The following is a 25,149-nucleotide window of genomic DNA, read 5'->3' as shown; positions in this document are numbered from 1 at the left end:
CCACAGAACGGTCTTATTCGGTCGTCAGCACCACATTGTCCAGCTGCTCCCCGGCGACGAACCGGGTGAGCTGGGAAGCCAGCAGCCGCTTGGCGCGGGGCATGAACGCCGAGGTGGGACCGCCTGCATGGGGGCTGATGAGGCAACCAGGGGCATGCCACAGCGGATGCCCGGCGGGCAGCGGCTCGGGGTCGGTGACGTCGAGCGCCGCATGCAGTCGCCCCGACTCCAGCTCGGCAAGGAGTGCCTTGGTGTCGACGACGCCCCCTCGCGCGACGTTCACCAGCAGCGCACCGTCCTTCATCGCCGCCAGGAAGTCCGCGTCCACCATGCCCCTGGTGTCCTCCGTGAGAGGAGTGGAGAGGACGACGACGTCCGCGTCCAGCAGCAGCCCGGACAGATCGGTGAACGCGTGCACTTGACCGCGCTCCGTGGTGCGCGAGGAGCGCGCGACGCGCGCCACCCGCGCACACTCGAAGGGGACGAGCCGGTCCTCGATGGCCGCGCCGATCGACCCGTAACCCACGATCAGTACGGACTTGTCCGCCAGCGCGGGGCGGAACCCCGAGCGCCACTCCTCCTGTTGCTGTCCGCGCACGAAGTCGGGGATACCGCGCAGGGACGCGAGTATCAGCGCGAGGGCGAGCTCGGCGGTCGACGCCTCGTGCACACCGCGGGCGTTGCAGAGGCGCACCCCCGGGTGCAGGCCGCCGATTCCCGGGCGAACGTGATCGACTCCGGCGGACAGGGTCTGCAGGACCCGCAGGGACCTCATCGCGGCGAGCGGGCGGACGGCGACCTCCATGCCCAGCATGTAGGGGACGACGTAGTACGCGCAGTCCGCGGGGTCCGCCGGGTACTCGGGCCCGCCGTTCCAGTAGAGGTAGCGCGGGCCGTCGGGGAGCCCGTCGATCTCGTCGGCCGGGATGGGGAGCCACACATCAGCAGTCATGGTCAGGAGGTTAGTTTGGGGGACGCGAAGAGGGAGGATGCGGCCAGGTGGAGCGCAGGACAATCGGGGCGGCAGCGCTCGAAGTGGGCGCGATCGGGCTCGGCTGCATGCCGATGAGCTGGGCGTACACCGGCTCGCAGCAGCGCGGGGACCGGTCTCTGCGTGCCGTGCATGCCGCGCTCGACGCCGGCTCGTCCCTGCTCGACACGGCCGACATGTACGGGCCATTCACCAATGAGCTGTTGCTGGGTCGGGTACTGAAGGAGCGCAGGACCGATGTCTTCGTCTCGACCAAGTGCGGGTTGCTGGCGGGCGAGCAGCACATCGTGGCCAACGGCCGTCCCGGCTACATACGCAGGGCGTGCGACGCCTCGCTGCGGCGGCTACAGACCGATGTGATCGACCTGTACCAGCTCCACCGGCCCGATCCCGAGGTCCCGGTGGAGGAGACGTGGGGCGCCATGGCCGGGCTGGTGGCCGCGGGGAAGGTGCGGGCCCTGGGGTTCTGCGCGATAGGGGCGCGAGCCTCCCGGCGTTCCGGTGCGCGGCTGTACGACACGACGGTCAGCCAGCTGGAGCGGGTGCAGCAGGTGTTTCCGGTGAGCGCGGTGCAGGCCGAACTGTCCGTGTGGTCACCGGAGGCGCTGGACAGGCTGCTGCCGTGGTGCGAGGCGCGGGGAATCGGTTTTCTGGCCGCGATGCCGCTGGGGAACGGTTTCCTCACGGGGACGCTCACGCCCGGGATGGGTTTCGAGCCGGACGACGTGCGGGCCCGGCATCCGCGGTTCACCGCCGAGATGATGGCGGCGAACCAGCCGGTGGTCTCAGGACTCCGGCGGGTCGCCGAGCGGCACGGAGCGACGCCCGCGCAGGTGGCGCTGGCGTGGGTGCTGGAGCAGGGGGCCCATGTGGTGCCGGTGGCGGGGACCAAGCAGGAACGGTGGGCGGTGGAGAATGCCCGCGCTGCGGAACTGGTGCCGACGACGGAAGATCTGAGGGAGATCGCGGAGCTGCCGGCCGCGCGGGGTTCCTGGGACTGACCCCGTTGCGGTGGGGTGCGGGTGGTACTGGTGTGCGGCGGTGCAGGTGCGCGGGCCTGGTGCGGAACCTTCGGCAGGGTTGCGGTGTATGAACAGTAGCTGTGCTGTCGTCGAAGGGATCAGAACCGTGCAACGTCCAGCTGTGACAGCCGTGTTGGCGGCATCCGTGCTGCTGTCGCTGGCCGGGTGCTCCGCCGGGGGCGGCGGGGCACTCTCCGCACCGGACCGGAGTCCTGGTTCACACCCCGCCGCCTCCGCCTCGGTCTCCCCGTCAGCCTCTGTACCCCCGGCGAAAGGCTCGGTGAAGGTGGTGTCGACCCTCGCCACGGGCCTCCGGTCGCCATGGGGTCTCGCCGTGCTCCCTGAGGGAGATCTGCTGGTTTCCTCACGTGACGAGGCCACGATCACCAGGGTCGACGCGAAGAGCGGCAAGAAGACCCTGGTCGGGAAGGTGGCGGGGGTCGCCCCGGCCGGCGAGGGGGGCCTGCTGGGGATAGCGCTCTCCCCTTCGTACGCCACGGACCATCTGGTCTACGCGTACTTCACCACCGCCTCCGACAACCGCATAGCGCGCATGCTGTACGACGAGAAGCAGCCCCCGGGTGAGCAGCTGGGAGCACCCGACACGGTCTTCAAGGGCATCCCCAAGGGGACCGTCCACAACGGCGGGCGGATCGCCTTCGGCCCGGACAAGATGCTCTACGCGGGCACGGGCGAGACCGGCGACCGCGACCTGGCCCAGGACAAGAAGTCGCTGGGCGGGAAGATCCTTCGGATGACACCCGACGGGCAGCCGGTGCACGGTGATCCCTGGCCCGACTCCGTCGTCTACACCTATGGGCATCGCAATGTGGAGGGGCTGGCCTGGGACAAGGACGACCGTCTGTGGGCCAGCGAATTCGGGGACCACACCTGGGACGAGTTGAATCTGATCCAACCGGGGAAGAACTACGGCTGGCCGGAGGAGGAAGGCAAGGGCGGGAAGCCGGGCTTCGTGAACCCGGTGGAGCAGTGGAAGCCTGCGGTCGCCTCACCGAGCGGCATCGCCTATGCCGAGGGGTCGATATGGATGGCGGCTCTGCGCGGCGAGCGGCTGTGGCGTATCCCGCTGAACGGGGACAGACCTTCAGCGACACCGCAGTCCTTCCTCCAGGGCAAGTACGGACGGCTGCGCACGGTGGTGTCGGCCGGGGGAAACCGGCTGTGGCTCGTCACGAGCAATACGGACTCACGTGGGAAGCCCGGCCCGAGCGACGACCGGATTCTCCAGCTGGAGGTGAGCTAGGACCTCTCGTTTGGATCACCCGGGCTCGCGGGCTGTCCAGTCGATCTTGTGGGTTCAGCTCGGGACATCCGGTGCGGTGCGTCACGAGGCGCCGTGCGGGCGTCCTGGGCCCCGGCAAGGGCCTGCTGGGCAGCCCCTGGGCGGGGTTACGCTGGGAGCCGGGGCTCACAGTGGGGGTCTGAATGTTCAACATGATCGAGCAGCTGTTCTCGCCCGGACGTAAGCACACCGAGGACGAGAACAAGCGGCTGGAGCTGTCCCGGGTCGATCTCAACGACGGCGACCCAGGGCACGGACCGATAGATCTGGATTCGGGCACGGTGATCATCCGGCGAGAGGAACAGCCTCCAGCTCAGTGACCACTCAACCGCCGGAACCGGGCGCACCAGCAGCGGCACCGCCCACGGCGCTGCCGGCCACGGCGCCCGTGCCGGTCGCCGTGGCGATGGCTGTGGCAGTGTCCGTGCCAAGGTCTGTGAACAGACGCAGCCGGTGGGCCAGTGCCGCTGCCTCGCCGCGGCCCGCGACTCCCAGCTTCGCCAGGATGTTGGAGACGTGCACGCTCGCCGTTTTCGGCGCGATGAACAGGGCTTCGGCGATCTGGCGGTTGGAACGGCCCGCAGCGACCAGGCGCAGTACGTCCTGCTCACGGTTGGTGAGGCCGAAGCCGTCGACAGCCGGGCGCGGGTCCGTCGGTGCCGGGGCCTTCTCGTCCGCGTCCGCGCGGAGAGAGACCCGGGCCCGCTGAGCCAGGAGTTCGATCTCCTCCCCCAGTGGCCGGGCGCCCAACCGGTCGGCCGTGGCATAGCTCCGGCGGAGCAGGGCGGTCGCCAGCTCCCGGTCGGAACCGTGCGCGAGCAGGGCTCCGGCCCACTGGTAGCGGACCTGCGCCAGCTCGTACGGATGCTCCAGCGGCTCCAGGGCAGAGGCTGCCTCGGCCCACTGGTCCGGCCGGTCCCGGCCCTCGGCCCGCGCCAGTTCGGCGGTGACGTGCAGGGCGTAGGCATCCCAGAGAGGTACCGGGGTGGCCAGCCGTTTCGCCGCCGAGCGGATCAGGGCCAGGGCGTCCGGGCGCCCCGGCTCCGCCGTCGGTAGGCCCCGGGTGTTGGCCTCGGCGGTGGCTGCGGCGAGCATCAGCGGCCAGCCGTAGCACTGGGTCCCGGGCGGGAATCCGGCTTCCGTCGCCTCCGCGAGCGCGCCCCGGACCTCGTCGATGTGGCCCTGTGCCGCTGCGATCGCGACGGTGAGCCGGGCCAGCGGTATCGAGTGCTGAGGCATCGGGTCGTGTGTGCCGAAGTGCCCGTTCGCGGACTCCAGATATCCGGCAGGCGTGCCCCGTTCGCCGCGTCGCAGGGCGAGTTCCGCCAATTGGATACAGGCGTTGCCACGAGGGTTGGCGCTCCGCGCGGCCAGCAGGGTGCGGTGGGCGCAGGCCGATGCCTCGTCCCAACGCCCCAGCGAGAGGAGCGAGTCGGTCATATTGCTGCGGATCCAGGCCTCCTGGTCGTGCAGGCCGTACCTGGCTGCCAGTTCCACCCCGGCCTCGGCCACGGCCACCGCCTTGCCGGAGCAGCCGATGGATTCCAGGTTCGATGTCAGATTGGTATGGGCGCGGCAGAGTTCGCCTATCAGGCCGAGTTCGGCGGAGCGGTTCACCGCGGCGTACATCGTGGTGAGGCCGGTCTCGATGTCGCCTGAGTCGACCAGCAGACCGCCGAGCGTGAGCCGGGCGTTCAGTTCGATTTCCTCCGCGCCGACGAGCCGGGCGTAGTCCACCGCCCGCTCCGCGGCGGCCAGACTGTCCGGGCCCGGCTCGTGGAGCATGGCCCAGCCTGCGGCGGTGGCGAGCACTTGGGCGTGGACCGCGGACGGGGGCAGTCCGCGCACCAGTTCCTGGGCGGTGGCGATCTCCTCCCAGCCGTTACCGCGTGCCAGGCCCTGCACCAGCTTCGAGCACTCGGTCCAGAACCAGGCAGCGCGGAGGGGGTCTCCCTGCCCGACCAGCGTGGCAGGGCCGTTCTCGCCGTTCCCGATGAGCGCGGCAGGGCCGTTCTCGCCCTCCCCCATGAGCCGCAGGGCCTTCCTGATGATCTTCAGGGCGCGTTCGCGCTCGCCGCAGAAACGTGCGGCGACCGCCGCCTCGGCGAGCAGGTCGAGATAGCGCAGCGCGGAGGCGCCGGTTCCGTAGCCGTAGGCCGGGTAGGCGTCGGCGGTTTCGATCGGCCGCAGCCCATCTCGTACTTGGGCGGGCGCGCTGTCCCAGAGCCCCATCGCCCGTTCCAGCAGCCGCAGTTGCTCGGCGTAGGCGTGTCGGCGCCGCGCCTCGGCGGAGGCCAGGAGTACGGCGGGCAGGGCCTTCGCCGCGTCGTGGGCGTAGTACCAGTAGCCCGCAAGACGCGTGGTGCGCGCGTCGGCCCGTACGAGCGTGGGGTCGGCCTCCAGTGCCTCGGCGCAGCGGCGGTTGATACGGGAGCGTTCGCCGGGCAGCAGATCGTCGCTGACGGCCTCGCGCACCAGCGAGTGGCGGAAGCGGTAGCCGTCGCCGTCCGGCACCGCGATCAGGATGTTGGCGCCGACGGCGGCCCGAAGCGCCTCGATCAGGTCGTCCTCGGGCAGCCGGGTCACCGCCGCGAGCAGCGGGTATTCGACGGTCGAGCCACCCTCGGCCACGAAGCGGGCGACCCGCTGGGCCTGCTCGGGCAGTTCCTCCACCCTGACCAGCAGCAGATCGCGCAGCGACTCGCTGATGCCGGAGACCGAGCCGCTGCCGCTGCACACGGCAAGTTCCTCCACGAAGAAGGCGTTGCCGTCGGAGCGCTCGAAGATCTCCTGCGCCAGGGACGGTTCGGGTTCGGCTGCGAGGATGCCGGTCAGCTGACGGACCACTTCGACGCGGGTGAAGCGGGACAGCTCGATCCGCCGGACCGTACGCAACCGGTCCAGCTCCGCCAGCAGCGGTCTCAGGGGGTGGCGGCGGTGGATGTCGTCGGCGCGGTAGGTGGCGACGACAACGATCCTGCCCCTGCTCAGGGTGCGGAAGAGATAGGCGAGCAGATGGCGCGTCGAGGCGTCCGCCCAGTGCAGGTCCTCCAGCACCAGCACGACGGTGCGGTCCGCAGCGATGCGTTCGAGCAGCCGGGCCGTCAGCTCGAAGAGCCGGGCCGTGGCGTCCTCGTGGTGCGTCTGGCCGCTGGTGTCGCCCAATTCGGGCAGCAGCCTGGCCAGTTCGCCCTCCTGGCCCTCGATCGCGTCGTCCATCTCCTGGGGGAGGTGGCGGCGCAGCGCCCGCAGCGCGGTGGAGAAGGGGGCGTACGGCAGGCCGTCGGCGCCGATCTCGACACAGCCGCCGACCGCGACGACGGCCTTCGCGCGGCAGGCGCCGTCCAGGAACTCCTCGACGAGCCGGGTCTTGCCGACCCCGGCCTCGCCGCCGATGAGCAGCGCTTGCGGCTCTCCGCCGGCCGCGTGGGCAAGCGCGCCGTCGAGGGCGGCCAACTCGTCGGCGCGACCCACGAATACGGGGCTGACTGACTTGAATTCCACATCGCCGAGCATCGCACAGCGGCCCGACCGGACGGCCCCCGTTCTCCGGCCGCCGCCCGCCGCGACGACCACGCCCGCCGTGACCGCCATGCCCTCCGTACGACTACGGGCGGGACGACTATGCCCCCCGTCGCGTCGCTCATCAAGCCGCACGGTCATCAGGCTGCTCAAGCCGCACGGTCATCAGGCTGCTGAGGCGAAACGTGACCTCGACGAATCCACCTGCCCTCCCGTGTCCTGGTTCCGGGACCCGCGGGCGGCACGACGCACGGTCCTGCGCGCGGTCCGGCGGGCAGCGCGGGCCTGGTCGGCCAGGCGCTCGGCCTCGGCCTCACGCATGAGGTCGGCGGTGCGGAACTTCTGGAGCTGGTGGTGAAACATGGCGTTCTCCCCTGTGGCGGAGGCCGGTTCCGGCTTCCTTCGGTGCCTCGATCCTGGTCTGCCAGGGGGGTCCGCCACATCGGGCGAGTGCCGCATCCTCATGGCGGAGGGGCCTTAGGCCGCGTACGTGTGTGCTTACGTACGGCCCAGGCCCCCCGCGGGATGTCTTACGGGTGCTCCTGGCCCTACTGGGTCGGGGTGGACGTCGCCGCAGGAGCGCTGGGCAGCGCGGCGAACAGGTCGAAGTACATTCCGGCGGCGATCACCAGACCGATGACCGCCACGGCGACCGAGCCCCAGGCGACCGCACGCACCCAGACTGCTTGCGTCCGGGCCGGTGTGCTGAACAGCGGGAGGGCCAGCACGACCACTCCGACGATCAGCGCCAGCAGCGCGAACCCGCCGTTGACCAGGGCGGTGGTGTGCCAGGGGGCCGCGTAGACCTCGTGGATCTGCTGCGCCGCCGAGGCGCCCTGCGGAAGGTGGATCTGACCGGTCAGGGTCTTGCGCTCGGAGAGCACCGTGCCCATCCAGCTGCCGGAAAGGGCGACGAAGGCGAGCGCCGCCGCGACGACGGCACCGGCTCCGGCCCCGACCCCGCTCCGCCGAGCGACGGCGGGGTCCGCATCCGGTTCCCCGTCCTCGGCTTCGCCCTCTCCGGTCTCCTCCTCCTCGGAGGCGGAGTCGTGAGGGGCGGAGCTATGAGAGGCGGAATCGCGAGGGGCCGAGACCTGAGGGGCCGAGTCGTCGGCGTTCTCCGTGACCGCCTCCGCCGTGGCTTCCTCGGCCTCTGCGGCCTGCGCTTCTGCGGCGGCGGAGTCGTCGATCGTGTCGGGCTTGGTGGTGGCGTTCATACGGCGCACGCTAGGTGGCCTTTCTGAGAGCGCCCTTAACGCTTCCTGTGCGCCCGCCACTCGTCCGCGAGGACCGACCACATCTCCATGTCGAGCCGGACGCCCCGGTGCGGATAGCTCTCCCGCCGTACCCCCTCGCGGGTCATGCCCAGGCGCTCGGCGACCTTGACACTGGCGGTGTTCGTGGAGGCAGCCTCCCATTCGATCCGGTGCATTCCGCGCTCCTCCACCGCCCAGTCGATCAGCACCCGCACCGCGCGGGTGACCAGCCCGCGGCCCGTTCCGGCCGGCTCCAGCCAGCAGCCCACCTCACAAGTGCCCGAGGCGCTGTCGAAGACCCGGAAGAGCACTCCACCGACGAGGGTGCCGTCCAGCCAGATGCCGTAGAGCATGCCGGTGTCCGCGGCCTGCTTCTCCGCGTACGACTGGAGGAACGCCCGCGCCGACACCAGGTCCGTGGCGGCCGTCGCCAGTCCGACGAACTGGCTGATGAACTCGCGTCCACGGTCGATGTGCGCCAGGTACTCCTCGGCCCGCCAGGGCTCCAGGGGCCGCAGCTCCCCGCCGTCACCGAGCGATATCGCGAACATACTTCTCCTCCACCAGGGTCTTCTCCGCCGCCATGGTCTCCGGCTCTGCTGTCTCCGGCACGGTCGTGGGCTGCTGGGGAATTTTCGCACGCGTACGGCACCCGGGATTCTCGATGCTGATGCGGGGCAGCCGCCGGTCCAGCCAGCCGGGCAGCCACCAGTTGGCGCCGCCCAGCAGATGCATCAGGGCGGGGACCAGGAGCGTACGGAGCACGAAGGCGTCAAGGGCCACGGCGGCGGCGAGCGCGATGCCGAACATCGCGATGACGCGGTCACCGCTGAGGACGAAGGCCAGGAAGACGGAGATCATGATGACGGCCGCCGAGTTGATCACGCGGCTGGTCTCGGCCAGGCCGACCCGTACGGCCCGCCGGTTGTCGCCGGTCTCCAGCCACTCCTCGTACATGCGGCTCACCAGGAACACCTGGTAGTCCATGGAGAGCCCGAAGAGCACCGAGACCATGATCACGGGCAGGAAGGGTTCGATCGGCCCGGCGCTGCCGAGTCCCAGCAGTTCGCTCCCCCATCCCCACTGGAAGACCGCGACCACGACCCCGAAGGCCGAGGCCACGGCGGCCACATTCATCACGGCGGCCTTCAGCGGAATGCCGACCGAGCGGAAGGCCAGCAGCAGGAGCGCGCAGCCGAGCGCGATCACCACACCGACGAACAGCGGGAGTTTGCCCACGATGACCTGGGCGAAGTCGTCGTAGCTCGCGGTGACACCACCGACGTGGACGGCGAGTGACGTGCTGTCCTCGGCCTTCGGAATCACGTCCGTGCGCAGCCGGTCGACGAGGTCGCTGGTCTTCTGCGACTGCGGGGAGGAGTCCGGGACGACGGTCAGCACGGCCGTGTCACCGCTGCTGTTGTACGTGACCGGGCTGACGGAGGCGACATCCGGGGTCGCGCGCAGTTGGTCGGGCAGTCTGTCGAGAGCGACCCGGTCCCCCGCCCCGTCGAGCTGGGCGACCAGGGTGAGCGGGCCGTTGACGCCGGGCCCGAACCCCTTGGCGAGCAGGTCGTACGCCTGCCGGGTGGTCGATCCCGCCGGGCTGTTGCCCTGGTCGGACGTGCCCAGATGGAGCCCGAACGTCGGCAGCGCCAGGACCAGCATCACGGTGGCGGCGAACGTGCCGAGCAGCTTCGGGTGCCGCTCCACGAAGGCGGACCAGCGGGCGGCGAATCCGGTGGGCAGCTCGGGCTGCGGGCCGCGCTCGGCGAGCCGTCTGCGTTCGCGGCGGCTCAGCGCCCGCATCCCGATGAAGGAGAGCAGCGCGGGCAGCAGGGTCACCGAGGCCGCCACGGTCAGTACGACGGTGAGCGAGGCGGCGATGGCGACACCGTTGAGGAAGCTCAGCCGCAGGATCAGCATGCCGAGCAGGGCGATACAGACCGTCGCACCGGCGAAGACGACCGCACGTCCGGTCGTGGCCACCGACTGCGTCACCGACTCGGCGACCGGCAGACCGCTGCGCAGCCCCTTGCGGTGTCTGGTCACGATGAAGAGCGCGTAGTCGATCCCGACGCCGAGGCCGATCAGCATGCCGAGCATCGGCGCGAAGTCGGCAACGGTCATGACATGGCCGAGGAGTTCGATCCCCGCGTACGCCGTACCGACACTGACCAGTGCGGTGGCGATGGGCAGCAGGCTGGCGGCGAAGGCGCCGAAGGCGAGGAAGAGGACGAGCGCGGCGACGGCCACCCCGATGATCTCGCTGGTGTGCGCGCTGGTCGTCTGGGTGAGTCCTATCGCGCTGCCGCCGAGTTCGACCTGGAGCCCGTGGGCCTCCGCCGCCTTCGCGGTGTCGACGACCGTCTGGACCTGTGCCTTGGGGATCTCGTCGGACTGTGCGTCGAAGGTGAACGTGGCGTAGGCGGTGTGCCCGTCCTGGCTGGTCTGCGGTGCGCCGACGGACGCGATGCCGGGAAGGCCGTCGATCCGGTTCAGGGTCTGCGTCATCCGCTGCTCGACGCCCGAGGCCCGGACGCTGCCCTCGTCGGTGTGCCAGACGATGGTGTCGCTGTCGCCGCCCTGGCCCTGGAAGCCCTGGTCGAGCAGGGCGGTGGCCCGGCCCGATTCCGTACCGGGTGCCTCGTAGTCGTTGGAGTACGCGGATCCGGCGACTCCGGCGGCAGCCGCCGTGCCGCCCAGGGCCAGGAGCCAGAGCAGGACGGTGAGGAGGCGGTGCCTGATGCACCATCGCGCGATGGCTGCCAACGGACTGCTCCCTCGGTGATTCGACCCGGGCGATTACAAGGTCTTTATCGGGAATAGACCGAAAAGAGCGTATGACCTTTGACGAGTCACTCTGACATCGAAACGTGATCAATTGCCGCTTTCGTGGGGTTAGTCACAGGGACACGAACGGCCGTAGGGTCGGTGCATGGCTGCAGACGAGGGGACCGTACGGCTCGACACCTGGATCTGGTCGGTACGGCTCACGAAGACCCGCTCACAGGCGGCTGCCGCCTGCCGCGCCGGTCACGCCCGGCTCAACGGGGAGCGGGTGAAGCCCGCCCATCCGGTGCAGGCGGGCGACGAGGTCCGGCTGTTCCACGCGGGTCGCGAACGGATCGTCGAGGTGTCGCGGACCGTGCGCAAGCGGGTGGGCCCGCCGGTCGCCGCCGAGTGCTACGTGGACAACAGCCCGCCGCCCCCGCCGCGCGAGGCCACGGTCGACATCCCGGTGCGCGACCGGGGCACGGGAAGGCCGACGAAGCGGGACCGGCGGGAGATGGAACAGCTGCGCGGGGACATCCGGGGGCGTTGACCGCACGCCCCTTCGGCCCGAGCGGCCCTTCCGCACGGGAGGGCCGCACGGGAGTGGGCGCCCGGTCAGCCCCCGAACAGGTGGAGCGCGCCCCACAGCGCGACGGTCGACACGGCCAGCGTCGCCGGGACGGTCAGCAGGCCGAGCCGGGAGAAGGTGCCCAGCTCGGGTTCGCTCCCGTGCTCGTTCATGATGCGGCGCCAGAGCAGCGTGGCGAGCGAGCCCACGTACGTCAGGTTCGGCCCGAGGTTGACGCCGATCAGCGCGGCCAGAACGGGCCCGGGGCCTGCGGGGCCGACCACCGGCAGCAGTGCCAGGATCGCCGGCAGGTTGTTGATCGCGTTGGACAGTACGGCGGCGACCACGGCCACCGCGAGGAGCGCGGGCAGCGAGGCGCCGCCCGGCAGCAGCCGGCCGATGCCGTCGCCGAGACCGTTGTCGACCACCGCCTTCACCACGACGCCCAGCGCGAGGACGAACAGGCAGAAGTACGGGTTGGCATCACGCACCAGGCCGACGACGGTCGTACGTCTCCGGCGCAGCGCACGGACCGCGAGCACCAGCGCCCCCGCGACGGCGGCCCAGACCGGTTGGGCCCCGGCGAACGAGGTGACCACGAACCCGGCGAGCGTCAGCCCCAGCACCACCAGGGTGAACACCGGCACCTCGGCCCGCTCCGCTTCCTCCGTCGGGTGCGCGCCCGCCGCCAGATCCTTGGCGAAGAAGCGGCGGAAGACGGCGTACTCGACGACGACGGCGGCCAGCCAGGGCAGCGCCATCAGCCCGGCGAACCGGGTGAAGGTCAGCCCGCTCGCGGCGAACGCCAGCAGATTGGTGAGGTTGGAGACCGGCAGCAGCAGCGAGCCGGAGTTGGCGAGATGCGCGCACGCGTAGACGTGGGGCCGCGAACGGGCGCCGACCCGCGCGGCCGTGGCGAAGACCACCGGGGTGAGCAGGACGACGGTGGCGTCGAGGCTGAGGACGGCCGTCACCACGGCGGCCACGACGAACACCCCGCCGAGCAGCCGCACCGGCCGCCCGCCGCAGACCCGCGCCACCAGGTCGCCCGCGGCGGCGAACAAGCCGTCGGCGGCGCAGAGTTGGGAGAGTACGAGTACGGCGGCGAGGAAGCCCACGACCGGGAGCAGGGTGCGGATCTGGTCCCACGCGTCGGAGAGCGGGACGGCTCCGACAGCTACGACGATCACGGCCGCAGGGACGGCCGCGGCGGCTTCGGGGCGGCCCTGGGGACGGGCGACGGCGAAAGCGAGTACGCCGAGCAGCAGGGCTACGGAGAGGGTCTCGGCGGCGATGGTGTTCAGCGGGTGCTCCGGAGATGTGTGGGGGGGGGTGGGCCGCTGCGCGGAGCTTTTCCCCTCCCCGCCCGTTCCCGTGACCGGGGCTCCGCCCCGGGCCCCGCTCCAAACGCCGGAGAGGCTGAAAATCGCCGGACGCGCTTGAAATCAAGCCCGTCCGGCGATTGGGGACAACGGGGGCCTGCCCCCGTTGTCCTGAGGCGTCAGCCCTCGGCGCCGAGCTTCTCCAGGATCAGCTCGCGCACCCGTGCCGCGTCCGCCTGACCCCGGGTGGCCTTCATGACGGCGCCCACGAGCGCACCGGCCGCGGCCACCTTCCCGCTGCGGATCTTGTCGGCGATCGCCGCGTTGGAGGCGATCGCCTCGTCCACGGCCGCGCCGAGCGCGCCGTCGTCCGAGACGACCTTCAGACCGCGCTTCTCCACGACCTCGTCCGGGCCGCCCTCACCGGCGAGCACGCCGTCGATGACCTGGCGGGCCAGCTTGTCGTTGAGGTCGCCCGCCGCGACGAGCGCAGCCACCCGGGCGACCTGCTCGGGCGTGATCGGCAGCGCCGCGAGCTCACGGCCGGTCTCGTTGGCGTTGCGGGCCAGCTCGCCCATCCACCACTTGCGGGCCTGGTCGGACGGGGCGCCCGCGTCGATCGTCGCGACGATCGGCTCGATCGCACCGGCGTTGAGAATCGACTGCATGTCGAACTCGGAGACGCCCCACTCCTCACGCAGCCGGTTACGGCGTACGCGCGGCAGCTCGGGCAGCTCGGCTCGCAGCTCCTCGACCCAGTCGCGCGCGGGCGCGACCGGGACCAGGTCGGGCTCCGGGAAGTAGCGGTAGTCCTCGGCGTTGTCCTTGATGCGGCCGGCCGTGGTGGAGCCGTCCTCCTCGTGGAAGTGCCGGGTCTCCTGCACGATCGAACCGCCGGAGTTCAGCACCGCGGCGTGGCGCTGGATCTCGTAGCGGGCGGCGCGCTCCACCGAACGCAGCGAGTTGACGTTCTTCGTCTCCGAGCGGGTGCCGAGCTTCTCGACACCGTGCAGACGCAGCGACAGGTTCACGTCGCAGCGCATCTGGCCCATTTCCATCCGGGCCTCGGAGACGCCGAGCGCCTTGATGAGTTCGCGCAGCTCGGCGACGTACGCCTTGGCGACCTCGGGGGCACGCTCCCCGGCACCCTCGATCGGCTTGGTGACGATCTCGATGAGCGGGATGCCCGCGCGGTTGTAGTCGAGCAGCGAGTGGGACGCGCCGTGGATACGGCCGGTGGCGCCGCCGACGTGCAGCGACTTTCCGGTGTCCTCCTCCATGTGGGCGCGCTCGATCTGCACCCGGAAGGTCTCGCCGTCCTCCAGCTGGACGTCCAGATAGCCGTTGAAGGCGATCGGCTCGTCGTACTGCGAGGTCTGGAAGTTCTTCGGCATGTCCGGATAGAAGTAGTTCTTCCGGGCGAAGCGGCACCACTCGGCGATCTCGCAGTTCAGCGCGAGGCCGATCTTGATGGCCGACTCGACGCCGATCGCGTTGACGACCGGCAGCGAGCCCGGCAGACCCAGACAGGTGGGGCAGGTCTGCGAGTTGGGCTCGGCACCCAGCTCGGTCGAGCAGCCGCAGAACATCTTGGTCCTGGTGCCGAGTTCGACATGGACCTCAAGGCCCATGACGGGGTCGTACGTCGTGAGGGCTTCCTCGTACGACGCGAGTTCAGTGACGGTCACGATGAGACTTTCCCTCTCAGCCCAGCAGGACGTCGTCGTCGCCCAGGCGCTTCAGCTCACGCAGGAGCAGAGCGATGCCGGTGGCGATGGCGGCGGCGGAGACGACGGCGTCGACCAGACGGAGCGTGTCGTTCTCGGTACGGGCCTGCTTGGCCTGCTTGACCACGCTCAGCGCACCGAAGGCGGTGGTTCCGATGGACAGGTACGTACCGGCCTTGGACTTCTTGAATCCCTTGGCCTTGCTCACAGCACTCACAACGACGGAGCCTCCTCAAGCAGCGGGTGTCCCCACTTTTCCACGAAGGCGGCCTCGACGGCGGCCCCGACCTTGTACAGACGGTCGTCCTTCATGGCGGGGGCGATGATCTGCAGGCCGACCGGCAGCCCGTCCTCCGGGGCCAGGCCGCAGGGCAGCGACATGGCGGAGTTGCCGGCCAGGTTGGTCGGAATGGTGCACAGGTCGGCGAGGTACATCGCCATCGGGTCGTCGGCGCGCTCACCGATCGGGAAGGCGGTGGTGGGCGTGGTCGGCGAAACGATCACGTCGACCTGCTCGAATGCCTTCTCGAAGTCCCGCGTGATGAGCGTGCGGACCTTCTGGGCGCTGCCGTAGTACGCGTCGTAGTAGCCGGAGCTGAGCGCGTACGTACCGAGGATGACGCGGCGCTTGACCTCGTCGCCGAAACCGGCCTCGCGGGAGAGCGCGGTGACGTCCTCGGCGGACTTCGTGCCGTCGTCGCCCACCCGCAGGCCGTACCGCATGGCGTCGAAGCGGGCCAGGTTGGAGCTGCACTCCGACGGGGCGATCAGGTAGTAGGCCGAAAGAGCCAGGTCGAACGAGGGGCAGTCCAGCTCCACGATGTCGGCGCCGAGCCCCTTGAGGAGCTCGACCGACTCGTCGAAGCGCTGGATGACCCCGGCCTGGTAGCCCTCGCCGCGGAACTGCTTGACGACGCCGACCCGCAGCCCGGCGACCGAGCCGTTGCGCGCGGCCTCGACGACCGGCGGGACCGGGGCGTCGATGGAGGTCGAGTCGAGCGGGTCGTGCCCGGCGATGGCCTCGTGCAGCAGGGCCGCGTCCAGCACCGTACGGGCGCAGGGACCGCCCTGGTCGAGGGAGGACGAGAACGCCACCATGCCGTAGCGGGAGACCCCGCCGTAGGTCGGCTTGACCCCGACGGTGCCGGTGACGGCAGCGGGCTGGCGGATGGAACCGCCGGTGTCCGTACCGATGGCGAGCGGGGCCTCGTACGCGGCAAGCGCGGCGGACGAGCCGCCGCCGGAGCCGCCGGGGATCCGGGTGAGGTCCCAGGGGTTGCCGGTGGGTCCGTAGGCGCTGTTCTCCGTCGACGACCCCATGGCGAACTCGTCCATGTTGGTCTTGCCGAGGATGACGACGTCGGCGGCCTTGAGGCGCTTCGTGACGGTCGCGTCGTACGGCGGGATCCAGCCTTCGAGGATCTTCGAGCCGACGGTGGTCGGGACGCCCTCGGTGGTGAAGATGTCCTTCAGCGCCAGGGGAACGCCGGCCAGCGGACCGAGCTTCTCGCCGTTCGCCCGCTTGGCGTCGACGGCGCGGGCCTGCGCGAGCGCGCCCTCGCGGTCGACGTGCAGGAAGGCGTGCACCTTCTCGTCGACGGCCGCGATGCGGGCCAGGTGGGCCTCGGTGACCTCGACGGCCGTGAGCTCCCCGGAAGCGATCTTCTCGGCGATCTCGGCGGCGGTGAGCTTGATGATGTTGATGTCCGTCATGACTGTTAGTCCTCCCCCAGGATCTGCGGCACCTTGAAACGCCGCTGCTCCTGGGCGGGGGCACCGGAGAGGGCCTGCTCCGGGGTGAGCGACGGACGGACCTCGTCCGCGCGCATGACATTGGTCAGCGGCAGCGGGTGGGAGGTCGGCGGTACGTCTTGATCGGCGACCTCGGAGACGCGGGCGACCGCGCCGAGAATGTCGTCGAGCTGTCCGGCGAAGTGATCGAGCTCTTCGGCCTTCAGCTCCAGACGTGCCAGCCGTGCGAGGTGGGCGACCTCCTCGCGCGTGATGCCAGGCATGCGGCGATCCTCAGGGGTGAGTGTGAGTGGATTTTGGCCCAATCCTATGGGGCGGGGGCCCCTGCTCACTAAACGGATTCCCCTGGGGTGGTGGTGACCGGGACGGGACGGTCGTTCCACGGGGTCTGCGCACGGGGCTGTTCCACTCCCCCGATGCCGTGCGGGCCGGGGGAAACCCCGTCTGCGGGTACGTGCTTGTCGCTACGGCCGCGGCTCCGGCGGCCGGCCCGGCCTGCTGTGCAGTACGACCTGACCCATCCTTTTCTCCTGCTCCGCCGCCGCGGCAGCCGCAGCCGCAGCCGCCAGTTCCGCGGGCCGCTGCCATCCCCGGGACCCACGCGCCAGCAGCCACGCGGTCGCCTCGTGCGGCGGCATCGCCGCGGCCACCAGCCATCCCTGCACCGCGTCGCAGCCCAGGTCCCTCAGCCGTTCCCAGGTCTCGTCGTCCTCGACGCCCTCGGCGACGACGATCAGGCCCAGCGAGTGCGCCAGGTCGACGGTGCAGCGGACGATCTCCGCGTCCTCGTTGTCCACCGCCAGCCGGGCCACGAACGACCGGTCGATCTTCAGTTCGCTGACCGGCAGCCGGCGCAGGTGGACCAGTGAGGAGTACCCGGTGCCGAAGTCGTCCAGCGACATCTTCACGCCGTGCGCGGTCAGCCCGGCCAGGGTGTCGGCCGCCCGCTGCGGGTCCTCCAGCAGGACGTGTTCGGTGATCTCCAACTGGAGGGCGCCCGGCGGCACGCCGTGCCGGGCCAGCCGCGCGGCCACCGCGCCCGCGAAGCCGGGGGTGTGCACGTCGCGCGGCGACACATTGACCGCCACCGGGACCTTCAGGCCCTGCGCGCGCCACTTGGCGACCTGGGCGAGGGCCGTCTCCAGTACGTATTCGGTGAGGTGCGGCATCAGCCCGGACGACTCGGCGATCGCGATGAACTCGTCCGGGGGGACCCTGCCGCGCTCCGGGTGCACCCACCGGACCAGTGCTTCAAGTCCCGCCACCTGTCCGTCGAACCGGACCTTCGGCTGGTAGTGCAGTTCCACGTCACCCGCGTCGAGGGCGCGCCGCAGGTCACCCAGCAGTCCGAGCCGGTCAGGTGTGTTGGAGTCCCGCTTGGACTCGTAGACCTCGACGCCCGTGCGGTCCCGCTTCGCCTGGTACATCGCTACGTCCGCCCGCTGGAGCAGCCCCTCGGCGTCCAGCGCGTGGTCGGGAAAGACGGAGACGCCGGCGCTCGCCTCCAGCACCAGCGTCAGTCCGTCCAGGTCGAGCGGGGAGCCCAGTTCGGCGACGAGATGGCGGGCGATGCGCATCACGCTCGTCGCCGAGTCGGCCACCGGGAGCAGTACCGCGAACTCGTCGCCGCCCAGCCGCGCGACCTCCGCGCCGCGCGGCAGCGCGAGCCGCAGCCGGTCTGCTATCTGCAACAGCAGCCTGTCGCCCGCCAGATGGCCGAGCGTGTCGTTGACCGACCGGAACCGGTCGAGGTCGATCAGCACGAGCGACGATCTGCTTCCGCTGCTCTCCGCCTCCGACAGCGCCGCCCAGGTCCGCTCCAACAGCCACTGGCGGTTGGGCAGTCCGGTCAGCGGGTCGCGCAACTGCTCCTCCGCGCGGGCCCTCGCGATCCACAGCGTGGAATCCAGGGCGATCAGCGGTACCGCGAAGAGCGGCAGCAGCAACGGCAGCGACATACCGACCACGCAGATCAGCGGGGCGATACCGAGCAGGGCGACGCCGACGAGGCCCTGCCTGACCAGTGCCGTGCGGGCCACCGTCGGAAGTCCGCCGTTGTGCGGCGCCAGCGCGGACCACAGCAGCACCCTGGTCACCAGCAGATAGGCGCAGGCCGCCACCACGATTTCTAACGCGGAGCCGATCCCCCAGTGGAGTGGCCGCCAGGGGTGCTCGACGGTCGGGGCCTCCCCGAACGCGGCGAGGACGAGAGCGGCGGCGCCGATGCCCAGGATGTCGGACGCGCCGTGCAGCAGCCCCTGCCGCCAGCGGTGGCTGCGCGCCGCCCCGACCAGGACGACGACGGCCAGGCTGACCAGCGCGGCCGGCAGCCAGCCGTACAGCAGCAGTACGGCGAGAGTGAGGGCGGCGCCGGATCCGGTGCCGCCCCACCAGCGGTCGCGGCCGAGGGCGACCAGATGGCCCACGATGACGCCGGTGAGCACGGCCAGTGCCCAGCCGACCGTGCCGTCGGGGAACAGCGCGCTGCCGTCCCGGACCGCCTGCAGCAGCCCGGTCGCCAGAGCGATGGCCGCCAGTCCCACGACGAAGGGGAAGGCGGACAGCTTCGACACGGAGTGAGCGAAGTACGCGAGGCCGCGCACTCGCCCGTCCGGATCGGCGCTCTCGGTCGGTTTCATGCCCGTCCCTCTCACAGCCGGCAGTGCCCATGCCACGCGATGGCCCTCTGTCGTGCCATCACGACTTGAACCCGTCCCGAGCTCCGGGGGAGCAGGGGAGACCGTTTGGAAGCCGTGCACGACGGGCGCACTGTTCAACAGTAGGCCGCAGAAGGCCCCGACGGGCAGCCGTCTGCAGGTCTTGCCCGAATGCGACCCGACCATCCTTAACCATCTGCTATGCGCCGAACGGGTGAGCTTGGGCCCGGTCCTGCGGCTACTCCGCTGCCGGACCGTCTGCCGGTTCATCCGCCGGTACCGCCGCCTCGCGGGCCGCGTCGGGTCCTTGTTCGAGCAGTACGGCGAAGCCCTCTTCGTTCAGCACGGGGACCTTCAGCTGCATCGCCTTGTCGTATTTGGAGCCGGGGCTGTCCCCCACCACCACGAAGGCCGTCTTCTTGGAGACGGAGCCGGTGACCTTCGCGCCGAGGCTCTGGAGTGCTTCTTTCGCGCCGTCGCGGGTGTGGTGCTCCAGGGTGCCGGTGACCACCACGGTGAGCCCGTCCAGCGGGCGGGGGCCTTCGTCCTCGCCACTGCCCTCGTCCTCCGTACGGACCCCGGCCGCCCGCCACTTGCGCAGGATCTCCCGGTGCCATTCCTCGTCGAACCACTGCTTGAGCGAGGCCGCGATGGTCGGCCCGACACCTTCGACGGCGGCCAGCTCCTCCTCCGTGGCCCCTTCGATCCGGTCCAGTGAGCGGAACTCGCGGGCCAGTGCCTCGGCGGCGACGGGGCCCACGTGCCGGATCGACAGCCCGGTGATGATCCTGGCCAGTGGCCGGGTCTTCGCCGCCGCGATGTTGTCCAGCATCGCCAGGGCGTTCTTCCTCGGCTCGCCCTGCTGGTTGGCGAAGACCGTGGCGATCTTCTCCTCGCCGGTCTTCGGGTCGCGCTTGGGCAGTCCGCTGTCCTGGTCCAGGACGTACGCCTTGATGGGCAGCAACTGGTCGATCGTGAGGTCGAACAGGTCGCTCTCGTCGCGCAGCGGCGGTTCGGCGGGCTCCAGGGGCTGGGTGAGCGCCGCCGCGGCGACATAGCCGAAGTTCTCGATGTCCAGGCACTTGCGCCCGGCCAGGTAGAAGAGCCGTTCGCGCAACTGGGCCGGGCAGGAGCGGGAGTTGGGGCAGCGGAGGTCGATGTCACCCTCCTTCATCGGGCGCAGCGCCGTCCCGCACTCGGGGCATTCGGCGGGCATCACGAACTCCCGCTCGCTGCCGTCCCGCAGGTCCGCGACCGGGCCGAGGATCTCCGGGATGACGTCCCCCGCCTTGCGCAGCACCACCGTGTCACCGATGAGCACGCCCTTGGCCTTCACCACGTCCTGGTTGTGCAGGGTGGCGAACTCGACCTCGGACCCGGCCACCGTCACCGGCTCGACCTGGGCGTACGGGGTGACTCTGCCCGTACGGCCCACACCGACGCGGATGTTCACCAGCTTGGTGTTGACCTCCTCCGGCGCGTACTTCCAGGCGATCGCCCAGCGCGGCGCGCGCGAGGTGGAGCCGAGCCGTCCTTGGAGCGGGATCTCGTCGAGCTTGATGACGACGCCGTCGATCTCGTGTTCCACGGAGTGCCGGTTCTCGCCGAAGTAGGCGATGAACTCCCGTGCGCCCGCGAGGTCGTCGACGACCTTGTTGTGTTGGGCCGTGGGCAGGCCCCACTCGTGCAGCAGCTCGTAGGCGTGCGACAGGCAGTCGATGTCGAAGCCCTCACGGGCACCGATGCCGTGCACCACCATGTGCAGCGGACGCGTCGCGGTGATCTTCGGGTCCTTCTGGCGCAGCGAACCCGCCGCGGCGTTGCGCGGGTTGGCGAACGGTTTGTCGCCTGCCTCCACCAGCCGGGCGTTGAGCCCTTCGAAGGCGTCCATCGGGAAGTACACCTCGCCGCGGATCTCGACGAGCGCCGGGATCCGCTCGCCGCGCAGCCGGTGCGGGATGTCGGCGATCGTCATGACGTTCGGCGTGATGTCCTCGCCGGTGCGGCCGTCGCCGCGGGTGGCGGCCCGCGTCAGTCTGCCGTTCTCGTAGGTGAGGTTGACGGCCAGGCCGTCCACCTTGAGCTCGCACAGGAAGTGGTAACCGGCCGAACCGACGTCCCGGGCCACCCGCTCGCCCCAGGCGGCCAGTTCCTCGTCGTCGAAGGCGTTGTCCAGCGACAGCATCCTGTCCCGGTGCTGCACGGACGTGAACTCCGTCTCGTACGCCCCCGCTACCTTCTGGGTCGGCGAGTCGGGGGTCCGCAGCTCCGGGTACTGCTCCTCCAGGGCCTCCAGCGCGCGCAGCTGCGTGTCGAACTCGGCGTCGCTGACGACCGGCTGGTCCTTCACGTAGTACCGGAAGCGGTGCTCCTCGATCTGCTCGGCCAGCTGCGCGTGGTTCTCCCGCGCCTCCGCAGGCACAGCACCCTGCTGTTCGACAGCCACCGTCTCGTCCTCCCGTTGATGGAACTCAGCCCGTTACTCAGGGTTGTCCGCGAGCGACTTCGCCGCACGGATACAGTGCGCGAGGGCCGCACGGGCGTACGCGGGCGAAGCGCCCGCCAGCCCGCACGCCGGGGTGAGCACCAGGGACTCGGTGAGAGTCCCCGGATTCAGCCCCAGCCTGCGCCACAGCGTCCTGACACCCATGACGCTACCGGCAGGGTCTGACAATGCGGTGTCGGTGCCGGGCACCACTCCGGCGAAGAGCCGGGTACCGCCCTCCACGGCCTCTCCGATCGCGTCCTCGTCACGCTCGGTGAGAAGGCTGAAATCGAACGAGACGCCTGCGGCGCCGGCCCGCCGAAGCAGCGCGAACGGCACGTCGGGCGCACAGGAATGCACGATCACCGGACCGTCGCTGACCGCCATCACGTCGCGCAGCGCGCCCTCGACGAGCTGCCGGTCCACGGCCCGGTGGGTCCGGTAACCGCTGGCCGTCCTGATCTGCCCGCGCAGTACGGAGACGAGCGACGGCTCGTCGAGCTGGAGCACCAGCTGAGCGCCCGGCACCCGGCGGCGCACCTCGGCGAGGTGCCCGCGCAGCCCCTCGGCGAGCGAGGCGGTGAGGTCCCGGCAGGCGCCGGAGTCGCCGAGAACGGCCTCTCCGCCCCGCAGTTCGAGCCCGGCGGCCAGCGTCCAGGGCCCGACGGCCTGCACCTTGAGCGGCCCTTCGTACCCCTGGGTGAACTCCTCCAGCGCGTCGAGGTCCTCGCCCAGCCAGGAGCGTGCACGACGGGTGTCGTGACCCGGCCGGTCGCTGACGCGCCAGCCGCTGGGCTCCAGGTGGGCGTACATCTCGACGAGCAGCCCGATGGTCCGCCCGATCATGTCGGAGCCCGGCCCGCGCGCGGGCAGTTCGGCCAGATACGGAAAGTCCTCGAAGGACCCGATGACGGTCTTCGCGGTCTCCCGCGCGTCGCCGCCCGGCATGGAACCGATCCCGGTGGCCGGTCCCCAGCTGAACTTGCTCTTCTCGCTCACGCACAAAGCCTACGAGCAGGAGGGACAGCCGGATGACGGCCGAGGCCGGGGCCGGGGCAGCGGTCGCGCTGTCAGTGGGCGGTACTACCATCTGGCGCACAGCAATCGGGGGAGAGCGATGAAGGACGATCTGGACGGCTGGACCTGGAACTCCAGCGGCACGGAGTCGGAGGACCCGCCGGTGGTGGGCCCCGACGGGCGCGTCCCGCGGATACGGCGCAGCCCCGCCGAGTCGGCGCGTGCCACGGCTGCGTGGGTCCGGGTCAGGGCGGTCAAGCTGGTGACCGTCGCGGTGGTGCTCGCGCTGGCCATCGGTGGCTGGCAGACGTACACGTACCTCACCCGCTACCACGAGCAGATGAGCGGGCCGCACGGCGACTTCCCGGCGGCGCTCGGCAGCAGTGCGCCCGTGAAGCCCAGCAGGGTGGTGGCGACCTTCGAGGGCTCCATGAGCGGGATCGCCGGTGGGCTGTACCTGCACGAGGAGCCCAGGGGCGTCACGGCGTTCTCTCTCCGTACGGGCAAGAGCTACTGGCACTACGGGCGGGAGAAGACCGGCCTGGTGGACGTGACGAACTCCCGGGACACGGTGGTGCTCTCGTTCGACGACCAGCTCGTGGTCGGGATCGACGCACACAGCGGCAAGCCGCGCTGGCACGTCAAGGTGCCCGGCGACGCGAAGTCCGGGCAGAGCAGGCTCTGGCTCGACGAGGACACGGTGATCCTCAGCCAGCCGGCCTCGGTCACCGCTCTTGCCGTGCACGACGGCAAGCGGCTCTGGACGGCTCCCCCGCCCAAGGGGTGCCGGAAGTGGGCCGTCCGGGCCCCCGTCGCTCTGAAGGACGTGGTGGCGTACCGGGCCACCGACTGCGAGGGCAGCAGTGACGAGTACGTCCTGTCCGGTATGGACCGGAGCACGGGCCACCCTCGCTGGCAGCTGAAGGACGAGATCACCGGCTACTGGCGCCTCGACGACCACACCATGGCGACCGCGTCCGTGCGCGACGCACTGGTCGTGACCGATGTCTCCGGCAGCCGGCCCCGGACCCGTTCGACAGCGCTGTCGAACGACCTGTCTCTCGGCTACGCCGACGACAACATCATGGTGTTCGACTCCAGCAGCAGCCGGACTCTCACCGCGATACGGGTGACCGCGGAGGGGAACCGAACCGCCTGGACCCACCCGGCCACCAAGGGGCTTGAGTTCGGCAGGCCCTGGATAGCCGACGGCCGGGTGTACGTCACCCAGGGCGTCCCGCCACTCGATGCCCGGCGGGACAAGGTGCCCGCCTCCGCCCGGCTCCTGGTGCTCGATGCGCGTACCGGTCACGAACTGTCCCGGGCGGATCTGCCGAAGTCACTGTTCCAGGGCGAGAACGAGGACCAGAGGTCGCTTCCCGCGATCCGCGGGGCGGGGTCCGGGGTGGTCCTGATCGGCTGGGCGGACTTCGCCTTCTCCTCGGTGGATCTGGCGCTGGCGGAGTGAGCGGTCTCAGCGGCCGGCGCGCACCGTCAGGTCGTTGACCTCCGCGTCCCGCGGCAGGTCCAGCGCCATGAGGATCGTGGTGGCGACCGACTCGGGGTCGATCAGGCCCTCCGGGCGGTACTCCTTGCCCTCCTGCGAGTGGACCTTGGCCTGCATCGGGCTGGCGGTACGTCCGGGGTAGACGGACGTGACCCGTACGCCGTTCCCGTGCTCCTCGTGGCGGAGCGCGTCGGCCAGGGCCTTCAGCCCGTGCTTGGCGGCGGCGTACGCGCCCCACTCGGCGTGGGCGTTCAGGCCCGCGCCGGAGTTGACGAAGATCACCTGGCCCCGGACGGTACGGAGCTGCGGCAGCATCAGCCGGGTCAGCTCGGCCGGTGCGACGAGGTTGGTGTTGAGCTGCTGGTGCCAGGTCGTGGGGCGCAGTTCCGCGATGGGGCCGAGGTCGACGATGCCCGCGATGTGCAGCAGCGAGTCGACCTGCGCGGGCAGCGCCTGCTTGTCGAGCGCCCAGGAAATACGGTCGGGGTTCGCCAGGTCCGCGACGAGCGTGCCCGCCCCGGGGAAGCGCCCCGCGAGCTCCCTGGCGCGCCCGGCGTCGCGCGCCACGATGACGAGGTCGTCACCCCGCTCGTGGAGACGGCGCGCGACGGCCGCGCCGATGCCGGAACCCGCGCCGGTGATCACATGTGTAGCCATGGCCCCATCGTCGCACTACTGCACGCCGTGCGACTCCTCCAGGTAGGCCAGCGCCGCCACCCCGTCCTCCGCGAAGAACACCAGGTCAGTGAGGGGCACGGGCAGGAAGCCCTCGTCCTCCATCCGCTGGAACTGCTGCTTCAGCCCGTCGTAGAAGCCCGCCGTGTTCAGCAGCACCACGGGCTTGTCCGTCCTGCCGTGCTTCTTCAGCTCCAGGATCTCGGTGGCCTCGTCCAGCGTCCCGGTCCCACCGACCATGATCACGACAGCGTCCGACTTGGCGAGCAGCAGCGCCTTGCGCTCGGCGAGGTCGGCGGCGATGACCATCTCGTCGGCATCGGTGCGGGCCTTCGCGGCCAGGAAGTCCACGGAGACCCCGACGAGCCGCCCCCCGTTCTCCTGCACCCCGTCGGCGACGACCTTCATGAGGCCGCTCTCCGAACCGCCCCAGACCAGGGTGTGACCGCCCTTGCCGATCAGCTCGGCGAATTCACGGGCGGGGCGGGTGTAGCGCTCGTCGAGGTCGGCGGCGGAGAGGAAGACACAGATATTCATGCGTCCACCGTAGAGGGAAGAAGCGGGCCGCTC

The 25,149-nt window shown here is 70.5% G+C and carries 21 protein-coding genes; 5 read left to right on the top strand and 16 right to left on the bottom strand.

Going from position 1 to position 25,149, the window contains the following annotated elements; translation table 11 throughout:
• Window positions 1-13: 13 nt before the first annotated feature.
• Window positions 14-952 carry a 2-hydroxyacid dehydrogenase gene (locus OG709_RS26160; RefSeq protein WP_329167770.1) on the bottom strand — a complete coding sequence of 313 codons (939 nt, stop codon included), beginning with the start codon at window positions 950-952 and terminating at the stop codon, window positions 14-16.
• A gap of 47 nt (window positions 953-999) precedes the next feature.
• Between OG709_RS26160 and OG709_RS26155 the strand changes: the two genes are divergently transcribed.
• The 3 genes from OG709_RS26155 (at window position 1,000) to OG709_RS26145 (ending at window position 3,636) form a co-directional block, all read left to right on the top strand.
• Window positions 1,000-1,992 carry an aldo/keto reductase gene (locus tag OG709_RS26155; RefSeq protein ID WP_329167769.1) on the top strand — a complete coding sequence of 331 codons (993 nt, stop codon included), beginning with the start codon at window positions 1,000-1,002 and terminating at the stop codon, window positions 1,990-1,992.
• Window positions 1,993-2,080: 88 nt separating this feature from the next.
• Window positions 2,081-3,277, top strand: coding sequence for a PQQ-dependent sugar dehydrogenase (locus OG709_RS26150; protein WP_250297649.1), 1,197 nt, complete (start codon window positions 2,081-2,083; stop codon window positions 3,275-3,277).
• A 182-nt stretch (window positions 3,278-3,459) separates the two neighbouring features.
• Window positions 3,460-3,636 carry a DUF6191 domain-containing protein gene (locus OG709_RS26145; protein ID WP_250297650.1) on the top strand — a complete coding sequence of 59 codons (177 nt, stop codon included), beginning with the start codon at window positions 3,460-3,462 and terminating at the stop codon, window positions 3,634-3,636.
• A 4-nt stretch (window positions 3,637-3,640) separates the two neighbouring features.
• On the opposite strand, the gene OG709_RS26140 is transcribed toward OG709_RS26145, so the two are convergent.
• The 5 genes from OG709_RS26140 to OG709_RS26120 all read right to left on the bottom strand — a co-directional run bounded on the left by OG709_RS26140 (window position 3,641) and on the right by OG709_RS26120 (window position 10,866).
• Window positions 3,641-6,832, bottom strand: a complete 3,192-nt coding sequence (locus OG709_RS26140) for a helix-turn-helix transcriptional regulator (protein WP_329169207.1) — start codon at window positions 6,830-6,832, stop codon at window positions 3,641-3,643.
• A gap of 171 nt (window positions 6,833-7,003) precedes the next feature.
• Window positions 7,004-7,201 carry a hypothetical protein gene (locus OG709_RS26135; RefSeq protein WP_250297651.1) on the bottom strand — a complete coding sequence of 66 codons (198 nt, stop codon included), beginning with the start codon at window positions 7,199-7,201 and terminating at the stop codon, window positions 7,004-7,006.
• Between the two features lie 185 nt (window positions 7,202-7,386).
• Complete coding sequence (locus OG709_RS26130) at window positions 7,387-8,055, bottom strand: hypothetical protein (RefSeq protein WP_329167768.1); 669 nt, start codon at window positions 8,053-8,055, stop codon at window positions 7,387-7,389.
• 35 nt (window positions 8,056-8,090) lie between these two features.
• Window positions 8,091-8,645: a GNAT family N-acetyltransferase gene (locus OG709_RS26125; protein ID WP_329167767.1), complete on the bottom strand. Its 555-nt coding sequence runs from the start codon at window positions 8,643-8,645 to the stop codon at window positions 8,091-8,093.
• On the bottom strand, window positions 8,623-10,866 hold the full coding sequence (locus OG709_RS26120; protein WP_329167766.1) for an MMPL family transporter: 2,244 nt from the start codon (window positions 10,864-10,866) through the stop codon (window positions 8,623-8,625). Before OG709_RS26120 ends, OG709_RS26125 begins: the two co-directional genes overlap by 23 nt.
• Window positions 10,867-11,032: 166 nt before the next feature.
• On the opposite strand from OG709_RS26120, the gene OG709_RS26115 reads away from it, so the two are divergent.
• A complete protein-coding gene (locus OG709_RS26115; protein ID WP_250297655.1) occupies window positions 11,033-11,419 on the top strand; it encodes an RNA-binding S4 domain-containing protein in 387 nt (128 codons plus the stop codon).
• Between the two features lie 65 nt (window positions 11,420-11,484).
• On the opposite strand, the gene OG709_RS26110 is transcribed toward OG709_RS26115, so the two are convergent.
• The 8 genes from OG709_RS26110 to OG709_RS26075 form a co-directional block, all read right to left on the bottom strand.
• Window positions 11,485-12,741 carry an SLC13 family permease gene (locus tag OG709_RS26110; protein ID WP_266644866.1) on the bottom strand — a complete coding sequence of 419 codons (1,257 nt, stop codon included), beginning with the start codon at window positions 12,739-12,741 and terminating at the stop codon, window positions 11,485-11,487.
• Between the two features lie 197 nt (window positions 12,742-12,938).
• The gene (gatB, locus tag OG709_RS26105; protein WP_250297656.1) at window positions 12,939-14,447 is read right to left on the bottom strand and encodes an Asp-tRNA(Asn)/Glu-tRNA(Gln) amidotransferase subunit GatB; all 1,509 of its coding nucleotides are present in this window, start codon (window positions 14,445-14,447) and stop codon (window positions 12,939-12,941) included.
• Window positions 14,448-14,463: 16 nt separating this feature from the next.
• Complete coding sequence (locus OG709_RS26100; protein WP_250297657.1) at window positions 14,464-14,703, bottom strand: hypothetical protein; 240 nt, start codon at window positions 14,701-14,703, stop codon at window positions 14,464-14,466.
• A complete protein-coding gene (gatA, locus tag OG709_RS26095; protein WP_266640612.1) occupies window positions 14,700-16,199 on the bottom strand; it encodes an Asp-tRNA(Asn)/Glu-tRNA(Gln) amidotransferase subunit GatA in 1,500 nt (499 codons plus the stop codon). Before gatA ends, OG709_RS26100 begins: the two co-directional genes overlap by 4 nt.
• 5 nt (window positions 16,200-16,204) lie before the next feature.
• On the bottom strand, window positions 16,205-16,501 hold the full coding sequence (gatC, locus tag OG709_RS26090; protein WP_250297659.1) for an Asp-tRNA(Asn)/Glu-tRNA(Gln) amidotransferase subunit GatC: 297 nt from the start codon (window positions 16,499-16,501) through the stop codon (window positions 16,205-16,207).
• A 201-nt stretch (window positions 16,502-16,702) separates the two neighbouring features.
• A complete protein-coding gene (locus OG709_RS26085; RefSeq protein WP_250297660.1) occupies window positions 16,703-18,877 on the bottom strand; it encodes a putative bifunctional diguanylate cyclase/phosphodiesterase in 2,175 nt (724 codons plus the stop codon).
• 256 nt (window positions 18,878-19,133) lie between these two features.
• Window positions 19,134-21,341 carry an NAD-dependent DNA ligase LigA gene (ligA, locus tag OG709_RS26080; protein WP_250297661.1) on the bottom strand — a complete coding sequence of 736 codons (2,208 nt, stop codon included), beginning with the start codon at window positions 21,339-21,341 and terminating at the stop codon, window positions 19,134-19,136.
• A 33-nt stretch (window positions 21,342-21,374) separates the two neighbouring features.
• Window positions 21,375-22,379, bottom strand: a complete 1,005-nt coding sequence (locus OG709_RS26075) for a methionine synthase (protein ID WP_329167765.1) — start codon at window positions 22,377-22,379, stop codon at window positions 21,375-21,377.
• A gap of 118 nt (window positions 22,380-22,497) precedes the next feature.
• Here OG709_RS26075 and OG709_RS26070 point away from each other — a divergent pair, with 118 nt between their 5' ends.
• Window positions 22,498-23,865 carry an outer membrane protein assembly factor BamB family protein gene (locus OG709_RS26070; RefSeq protein WP_329167764.1) on the top strand — a complete coding sequence of 456 codons (1,368 nt, stop codon included), beginning with the start codon at window positions 22,498-22,500 and terminating at the stop codon, window positions 23,863-23,865.
• 6 nt (window positions 23,866-23,871) lie between these two features.
• On the opposite strand, the gene OG709_RS26065 is transcribed toward OG709_RS26070, so the two are convergent.
• Window positions 23,872-24,561 carry an SDR family oxidoreductase gene (locus tag OG709_RS26065; RefSeq protein WP_250297664.1) on the bottom strand — a complete coding sequence of 230 codons (690 nt, stop codon included), beginning with the start codon at window positions 24,559-24,561 and terminating at the stop codon, window positions 23,872-23,874.
• Window positions 24,562-24,576: 15 nt separating this feature from the next.
• Window positions 24,577-25,116, bottom strand: a complete 540-nt coding sequence (locus OG709_RS26060) for a TIGR00730 family Rossman fold protein (RefSeq protein ID WP_329167763.1) — start codon at window positions 25,114-25,116, stop codon at window positions 24,577-24,579.
• Window positions 25,117-25,149 lie beyond the last annotated feature (33 nt).

This window comes from Streptomyces sp. NBC_01267 (assembly GCF_036241575.1).
In the GTDB taxonomy this organism is placed as follows: Bacteria; Actinomycetota; Actinomycetes; order Streptomycetales; family Streptomycetaceae; genus Streptomyces.
The sequence above is the reverse complement of the archived record's forward strand: the minus strand, read 5'-3'. Positions and strand labels throughout refer to the sequence as shown.